Genomic DNA, 7,820 nt, shown 5'->3' on the forward strand with positions numbered 1-7,820 from the left:
CAACGATCCGAAGACCGTTTGGCATATGGTATTGTCTTCAAGAGACCGCAGATTAGTCAGCGTCGAGATAGTCTGGTTAGGACTATCGCCAGAGCGCCGCCGCCTGCGTTTCTCTTTCCAAATCAACAATGTCAAAGACCAAGACCGGGTCACCCCTGCCCCACAATTTAACGCCAGTGGTCGGCGGAGGCGGCGTTCTAGGGGCCACCATCTCTCGTGTCAACCGACGATTGGAAGAAACAATTTCAAGGGCTTAGCCGCCCCGGATTTCGTTGTCCGCCGCCCCGTCTGCTGAGCGAGGGGGGCTTATATGAGCGGGTTCGGACTCGCGCAACCCCCTTCTGGCCGCTTGGCGACAAAACGGTGACGCAGCTTGCGGAGCGCCGCCCGCCTTGCCTATGTGGACAGGGCGCAAACCCAAGGCGCGCGGGGACGGAGGCCCTTTTTCCCGATGCTGTCGCAGAAGGCCCGTTACGGACTGCGCGCCCTGGTCGAACTGGCCCGGGCGGGCGGCGCCCAGGTCACCTCCGGCGAATTGGCCGCCCGCGCCGACGCCCCGCGCAAGTTCCTGGAGGCGATTCTGCTGGAGCTGGCCCGCAACCGGGTGGTGGTCAGCAAGCGCGGCAAGTTCGGCGGCTATCTCCTGGCCCGCCCGGCCACCGAGATCAGCTTCGCCGAGATCATACGTATTATAGATGGGCCCCTGGCCCTGGCGCCCTGCGTCAGCCGGCTGTCCTTCCGCAAGTGCGACGACTGCCCGGACCTGGCCACCTGTTCCCTGCGTGAGGCCCTCTTAAGAGCGCGCGACGCCACCTCCGACGTCCTGGAGGGCTACAGCCTCGCCGAAGCCGCCGCCTGCGAAGGCGCCGAGGTGTTCAACCAGCCCTGACCGCAGGTTCTGGAGGCCGCCCTACCGACCGGTCCCCCGACCCTCCCGTCGGGGCGTCAAACCCATGCGGAGATCGGCGAGCGCCCTACCCCGCCGCGATATAGGCCTTGAGCCCGTCCGCCTCGGCCTCCACCTCGGAGATCTTGTGTTTCACCAGGTCGCCGATGGAGACGATGCCGATCAGCCGGTCGCCCTCACACACGGGCAGGTGCCGCAAGCGGCGGTCGGTCATGCGGCTCAGCAGGGAGTTCACCGTCTCGTTCGGCTCGGCGAACACAACGTCGCGGGTCATGCAGCTGGAGACCGGCTGGTTGAGGGCGCCGGCCCCCTGCTCGGCCATCACCCGGACCACGTCGCGCTCGGAGACGATGCCCGCCACCCGGTCGCCGTCCATGATGATCATGGCCCCCACACGCCGGGAGTGCAGCAGAGCGCAGATGGCGCTCACCGTCTCGCTGGGCGTGGCTGTGAAGACCAGGTCGCCCTTGGCCTTCAGGATCTGCGAAACAAGCATGGCGACGTCCTTGCGTAATCCCCGGAAGAACGAGGGTCGCTCAAGATCGCTGTCAGATCAATCGACTACACCCCGACGTGATAGCCAGCCGAAGGGCGTGACCAGCACCAGGCCCGCGGCATATCCGAAGAGATGGGCCTCCCAGGCCACCGGCATGCCCCCCGCGCCGGGGGCGAAGCCCACCACGGCGATCAGCAGGTTCACCACAACCCATGCGGCGGTCATGCCCACCACGGGCGGGCTGAGATAGGGGCCTGGGACCCCCTTCCCCGCGATCATCCGCGCCGCAGCCGCCATCAGGCCCGCCACGGCGCCCGACGCGCCCACCAACAGGTGGGGGTCTCCCGCGTGAACCAGGCCGTAGCCCAGGTTCGCGAGCGCCCCGCAGGCAAGATAAAAGAGCAGGAAGGCGAGCGCCCCGGTCACCTTCACGCCATAGTAGCGCGCGACCGGGGTTCCGAAGGCCAGGGCCCCGGCCCCATTCATCAGAGCGTGCGCCCAGCCTCCATGGACAAAGAGCGCGGTGATCAGGGTGATCCCCCGCCCGTCGTTCAGGCTCGCGGGCGAAAATCCGTAGGTCGGCAAGATTTGCTCGGGCGGCAGGAATGACTGCAGGCCAAACCCGCCAATGATCGCCACCGTCATGGCCACGGCCGGCCAGGGGGCGTTGAAAATCGGCTCGCGGGGTTCGTCCAAAACGCTCTCCAAACTCAAAACAACAACGAAACCGAGGGTTTCGGCGACACCTCATTAACCAAATCGCCAGTGTCTTGGCTCTTTAATGTGAGCTGTCCGGTTTTGGCACGCTCTGTGCTCCCGGCTGACCAGACGTTTTCGTCCGCGCGGAGTTTTCGTATTTCCATGGCCGCCGCTCCCCCCGCCGCGCCGCGTCTTGTCTGGCTCGCCGGCGCCCTCGCTGCGAGCCTGGTCGCCGGCCAGGCCCACGCCCAGGCGATGTCCACCAATTCCGCCGACTTCAACTCGGGCTACGGCCGCGCGGCCGGTTCCGAGAACCATCCCGTGCAGTTCGCCACCCGCGACGCCAACGGCAACCGCATCATCGTCGACGGCCTGATGCTCACCGGGGAGGACCAGTCCAGCTTCTCCAGCGCCTCGGGCGCGGCGGACGCCTATGCCGGCGTCGGGGCCTCGGCCGGCGGCGCGACCGCCATCGGCAACAACCTGACCGTGGTGACCCAGGGCAACTACAACACCGTCATCATCAATTCGAGCCAGACCAATACCGGGGCGGTCACCGCCAACGCCGGCGCCACCGGAGGCGTCGGCAATGGTCAGTAGCCCCCTCTATCGCGTCGCCGGCCTGCTGAGCGCCGCGGCGCTCGGCCTCGCCGGCTGCGCCACCCCGGTGGCCGGCCCCAGCGGCAACTATGCCCGCTCCATCGGCACGGCGCCGGTCACCGCCAACCCGACCCCCTATTCCAGCGCCCTGGTTTGCATGGCCGGCTACGCCCGCAACGCCAAGCTGGTGGCGCCACGCATCGCGGTGGGCCGCATCGCCGACTATACCGGCAAGTCGGAGTCCGACGGGTCGGGCCGCAAGATCACCCAGGGCGCCTCGCTGATGGCGATGTCGGCCTTCGCCAAGGCCGGCATGCCCCTGGTGGAACGCTTCGACACCTCGGTCTCCGAGCTGGAGCTGAAGTACGCCAACAACAAGCTAATCTCCGACGCCCCCAATCCCGCGCCCAACCAGGCCGCGGAATACCGCCGCATCCTGGCCGGCCAGGTGCCGGGTTCGGACTTCTATGTCGCGGGCGGGCTTACAGAGCTGAACTTCAACATCCGCTCCTCCGGCGCCGACCTCACCGGCGGCGGCGTGGACGCCAAGGAGCTTAAGGGCTCCTTCCGCGCCCGCATGTTCGTCATGAACATCGGCCTGGACATGCGCCTGATCAACACCCGGACCCTGGAGGTGGTGGACGTCATCTCCTACCAGAAGCAGGTGGTCGGCCGCGAAGTGGGCATCGGCCTCTTCGACTTCCTGGGCGGCAACGTCTTCGACGTCTCGGCCGGCGCCGGCGCCCTGGAACCCATGCAGCTGGCGGTCCGCGCCCTGGTGGAGCGCGCGGTCGTCGAGATGACCGCCAACCTCTACGGCATGCCCGGGCCCCGCGCCTGTCTGTCGTCGGACCCGCTGGGCGACGGCACGGTCGGCATCACCGGCGGCTACGTGCCGGCCTACAACAACCTGGGCACCAACAATGCTGAAACGCGGTCCGATCCTTCTCGCTGGAATTCTCGCCGGGATTCTGCCGTGCGGGGCCGCTACTAGCCAGACCAACACGGTTCTGAACAATCAGATCCAGCTCGGCGACGTCTTCAGCCAGCAGACCCTGAACGTCGAGACCGTCAGTGAGTCCACCACCGCCAACACCACGGCGACCGGCAACGTCTATTCGGCGTCCGCCGACGGCAGCGACCTGGACCTGAGGTCCAACCAGACCTCCAGCGGCGACATCCTCGCCGACACCAACGTCAATGTCGCCACCAACTCCGGCGCCCAGACCAACCTCACCACCACCGCCGGCGGCAACCTCGGCGACGCCAATGTCTATGGCGGCACAATGAGCGCGGTGTTCAACCAGGCCACGACCGCCTCCACGATAACCGCCCACAGCCACATCGAGGCCCCCCAGGCCGAGACCGGCGAGGTCTTCACCAGCACCCAGGCGGTGGGCAACAACCAGAACCTCGGCGTCAGCGTCGGCGCCGCGGGCGTGCGGGTGAACCAGGCCAATGCGGCCGACACCTATTCGGACGGCGGCGGGGTCTACGGCCTGGTGACCGGCTCGGCGGAGATGACGGCCGGGTCCATGGGCAACAATGTCGCCCTCTCCGGCGACGGGGGCTCCGGCGTTCGGGTCGTCGTCGACCAGCAGAACACCGCCGGGGTCACCCAGGCCGCCCACTTCACGGCCTATGGCCAGGTGCAGGACGCCAAGACCACCGCCATCGCCGCCGGCAACAACCTGAACGCCGTCAACGAGGGCTTCCTCCTCGACGCCACCCTAAGACAGACCAACCAGGCCTATGTCCGCGCCCAGGCCGTCAGCTCGGCGGCCAACTTCGGCGCCGCCGCGGCCGTGGCCAACGGAGTCGGCAACAATGCGGTCATGGGCGACATCGGTGGTGAGGTGATCATCGACAACACCCAGTTCAACGAAGGCGGCGGCATCGAGGCCCTGGCCACCTACACCGGCGGCGAAGGCTATGACGGCCTGGCCTCGGCCAGCGCCAGCGGCAACGCGGCGGTTGGCTATTCCTGCGCCGACTGCTCCGGACGCCTGACCGTGGACAACGACCAGACCAACACGGTCGATGTCGGCGCCACGGCGACCGCCACCCAGACCTCCGGCCGCTCCATCTCCGGGGTCGCCAACGCGGTGGGCAACACCGCCACCTACTATATCAGCCGGCCGGGCCAGTAAGGCCGCCCTGCCCTCGTCCCGCCTTGCGCCCGCCACGACCCCCGGCGCATGGTGCCCGACCGCCAACGACCCGGAAAGCCTTGATGATCCGTCCCCTGCGCGGCGCCGCCGCGCTTCTCGCGGCCACCGCCCTTAGCGGCTGCGCCGTCCCCCACCTGTCGATGCCCAAGCTTGGGGGGTTCGGGATCGGACAGGACAAGGCGCCCTCCGTCCCCGTCAGACTCGCCCCCGGCCAGTGGGCCCAGGCGCGCTCCGACGTCCCCGCAGACCCGGAGATCCGCTTCGGCGCCCTGCCCAACGGCATGCGCTACGCGCTGCGCAAGCAGACCATCCCCGCCGGCCAGGCCGCCCTGCGCCTGCGCTTCGACGCCGGCTCCCTGCAGGAGACCGACGCCCAGGCCGGCCTCGCCCACTTCCTCGAGCACATGGCCTTCAATGGCTCGAAGAACGTGCCCGAAGGCGACATGATCAAGATCCTGGAGCGTCTGGGCCTGGCCTTCGGGGCCGACACCAACGCCTCGACCGACCTCGACGAGACCATCTACAAGCTCGACCTGCCGCGCACCGACGCCGAGACCCTCGACACCTCGCTGATGCTGCTGCGCGAGGCCGCGGGCGAGTTGACCATCGACCAGGCCGCCGTCGATCGCGAGCGCGGCGTGGTGCTGTCGGAGGAACGCGCCCGGGACAACCCCGCCAGCCGCGTCTACCGCGCCCGCCAGGCCTTTCTGCTGAAGGACCAGCTGCCGCCGCGGCGTGACCCCATCGGCAAGGTCGAGGTGCTGCAGAACGCCCCGGCCAGCCTGATCGCCGACTACTACAAGGCCTATTACCGCCCCGAGCGCGCGGTCCTGGTGGCCGCCGGCGACTTCGACCTCGACGCCATGGAAGCCCGGATCAAGGCCCGGTTCGGCGACTGGACCGCCGCCGGCCCCGCCGGCCCCGACCCCGTGCTCGGCCCCGTCGCCCCCCGCACGCCGGAAGCCAGGCTGGTGATCGAGCCGGGCGCGCCGCTCTCCCTGCAGCTCGTCTGGATCCAGAGCCCCGACAACAGCCCCGACAGCCAGGCCAAGCGCCGCCGCGACCTGATCGAGTACCTGGGCTTTCAGGTGCTGAACCGCCGCTTCTCCACCCTGGCCCGCGCGGCCGATCCGCCCTTCCTGGGGGCCGGCGCCTTCAAGCGCGACGAGTACGACGCCGCCGAGCTGACCATGGTCACGGTCAACGCCGAGGCCAGCCGCTGGAAGGACGCGCTCACCGCCGCCGAGCAGGAACAGCGCCGGGCCATCCGCTTCGGCGTGCGCCAGGACGAGCTGGACCGCGAGATCGAGGAGCTCCGCGCCAACGTCAGGGCCGACGCCGCCGGCGCCGCCACCCGCACGCCGGGCCAGCTGGCCAACGAGATCGCCGCCTCGCTGTCCGACAACGAGGTGGTCACCAACCCGGCCCAGGACGCCGCCGTCTTCGAGCAGGCGGTGAAGGACCTGAAGGCCGAGCAAGTCTCCGCCGCCCTCAAGGCCGCCTTCGACGGCGCCGGCCCGCTGATCTTCATGACCTCGCCCAAGGAGATCGCGGGCGGCCAGCCGGCCCTGCTGACCGCCCTGGAGGCCTCGCGCAAGCTGGAGGTCACCCCGCCCACCGGCGCCACCGCCGTGGCCTGGCCCTATTCGACCTTCGGCACGCCGGGCAAGGTCGCCACCAGCCAGGACGCCGCCGATCTCGACACCACCTTCGTCACCTTCGAGAACGGGGTGCGCCTCACCGTCAAGCCGACCCGCTTCAAGGACGACGAGGTCCTGGTCCGCGTGAACGTCGGCGGTGGCCGGGTCGACATGCCCCGCGACCACCAGAGCGGCGCCTGGGCGGCCAGCACCTATGTCGAGGGCGGCCTGGCCAAGATCAGCGCCGAGGACATGGAGCGCGTGCTGGCCCGCCGGGTCTACGGCGCCCAGTTCAGCATCGGCGACGACGCCTTCGTCCTCACCGGCGGCGCCCGTACCGACGACCTGGATATCCAGCTGCAGGTCCTGGCCGCCTATGTCGCCGAGCCCGGCTGGCGGCCCGAGGCCTTCGCGCGCCTGAAGACCGCCGGCAAGACCTTCCACGACCAGTACGAGTCCACCGATAGCGGCGTGCTCAGCCGCGACCTGGCCGGGCTGCTGCGCTCGGGCGACGAACGTTGGGTCTTCCCCAGCCGCGCCGAGATCGCTGCGGCCAAGCTCTCGGACCTCAAGGATGAGATTTCCCCGGCCATCGCGTCCGGCCCCATCGAGGTGATCATCGTCGGCGACGTCACCGTGGAGAAGGCGACCGAGCTGGTGGCCGCCACCTTCGGCGCCCTGCCCCCGCGCGCGGCCCCGCCGCCCGCTGATCCCGCCAAGCGCCAGGTCAGCTTCCCCGCCGGGGTCACCACCCCGGTCCAGCGCACCCACAAGGGCCGCGCCGACCAGGCCATCGGCTACCTCGCCTGGCCCACCACCGGCTTCTTCGCCAACCCGCAGAAGGCCCGTGACACCGCCGTCATGGGCGAGGTGCTGGAGCTGCGGCTGATCGAGGAACTGCGCGAGAGCCAGGGGGCCACCTATTCGCCCCAGGTCAGCTACAACCACTCCATGGTCTGGCCCAGCTGGGGCTACGTCTCGGCCAACGTCGAGATCCCGCCGGAGAAGCTGCCGGCCTTCTTTGCCGACGTCCGCAAGATCGCCGCCGACCTGCGCGCCAAGGACATCACCCAGGACGAGCTGGACCGCGCCAAGAAGCCCCGCATCGACCAGTTTGAAAAGGCCCGCGAAACCAACGGCTACTGGCTGAATGAGCTGTCTGGGGCGCAAGCCGACCCTAGGCGCCTCGACGCCACCCGCGCCATCCTGCCCGGCACCGAACGCGTCACCATCGCCGACGTCCGCCGCGCCGCCCAGGAGGTGCTGCTGGACGACCGCATGTGGATGCTGGAGATCAAGCCGGCGAA

The 7,820-nt window shown here is 69.0% G+C and carries 7 protein-coding genes; 5 read left to right on the forward strand and 2 right to left on the reverse strand.

Features of this window, described 5'->3' with window-relative positions; translation table 11 throughout:
- Positions 1-451: 451 nt before the first annotated feature.
- A complete protein-coding gene (locus Q7J39_RS14870; RefSeq protein ID WP_304826641.1) occupies positions 452-889 on the forward strand; it encodes an Rrf2 family transcriptional regulator in 438 nt (145 codons plus the stop codon).
- An 85-nt stretch (positions 890-974) separates the two neighbouring features.
- Here the strand turns inward: Q7J39_RS14870 and Q7J39_RS14875 are convergent, their stop codons facing one another.
- Both Q7J39_RS14875 and Q7J39_RS14880 read right to left on the reverse strand, forming a co-directional pair.
- Positions 975-1,403, reverse strand: a complete 429-nt coding sequence (locus Q7J39_RS14875) for a CBS domain-containing protein (protein WP_304826644.1) — start codon at positions 1,401-1,403, stop codon at positions 975-977.
- A gap of 57 nt (positions 1,404-1,460) precedes the next feature.
- Positions 1,461-2,099 carry a rhomboid family intramembrane serine protease gene (locus Q7J39_RS14880; protein WP_304826647.1) on the reverse strand — a complete coding sequence of 213 codons (639 nt, stop codon included), beginning with the start codon at positions 2,097-2,099 and terminating at the stop codon, positions 1,461-1,463.
- Between the two features lie 165 nt (positions 2,100-2,264).
- Here Q7J39_RS14880 and hfaA point away from each other — a divergent pair, with 165 nt between their 5' ends.
- The 4 genes from hfaA to Q7J39_RS14900 form a co-directional block, all read left to right on the forward strand.
- The gene (gene hfaA / locus Q7J39_RS14885) at positions 2,265-2,702 is read left to right on the forward strand and encodes a holdfast anchoring protein HfaA (protein ID WP_304826650.1); all 438 of its coding nucleotides are present in this window, start codon (positions 2,265-2,267) and stop codon (positions 2,700-2,702) included.
- Positions 2,692-3,696, forward strand: a complete 1,005-nt coding sequence (gene hfaB, locus Q7J39_RS14890; protein ID WP_304826654.1) for a holdfast anchoring protein HfaB — start codon at positions 2,692-2,694, stop codon at positions 3,694-3,696. Before hfaA ends, hfaB begins: the two co-directional genes overlap by 11 nt.
- Positions 3,626-4,852 carry a holdfast anchor protein HfaD gene (hfaD, locus tag Q7J39_RS14895; RefSeq protein WP_304826657.1) on the forward strand — a complete coding sequence of 409 codons (1,227 nt, stop codon included), beginning with the start codon at positions 3,626-3,628 and terminating at the stop codon, positions 4,850-4,852. Before hfaB ends, hfaD begins: the two co-directional genes overlap by 71 nt.
- An 83-nt stretch (positions 4,853-4,935) precedes the next feature.
- On the forward strand, positions 4,936-7,820 hold a 2,885-nt coding region (locus Q7J39_RS14900), incomplete at its 3' end, for a pitrilysin family protein (RefSeq protein ID WP_304826660.1).

It is taken from the genome of Phenylobacterium sp. (genome assembly GCF_030651185.1).
Taxonomy (GTDB): domain Bacteria; phylum Pseudomonadota; class Alphaproteobacteria; order Caulobacterales; family Caulobacteraceae; genus Phenylobacterium.

Bases quoted from the DNA above. Each gene is read 5' to 3' on its own strand.
- Q7J39_RS14870 (WP_304826641.1), top strand. From the start codon at position 452: ATGCTGTCGCAGAAGGCCCGTTACGGACTGCGCGCCCTGGTCGAACTG.
- Q7J39_RS14875 (WP_304826644.1), bottom strand. From the start codon at position 1,403: ATGCTTGTTTCGCAGATCCTGAAGGCCAAGGGCGACCTGGTCTTCACA.
- hfaA (WP_304826650.1), top strand. From the start codon at position 2,265: ATGGCCGCCGCTCCCCCCGCCGCGCCGCGTCTTGTCTGGCTCGCCGGC.
- hfaB (WP_304826654.1), top strand. From the start codon at position 2,692: ATGGTCAGTAGCCCCCTCTATCGCGTCGCCGGCCTGCTGAGCGCCGCG.
- hfaD (WP_304826657.1), top strand. From the start codon at position 3,626: ATGCTGAAACGCGGTCCGATCCTTCTCGCTGGAATTCTCGCCGGGATT.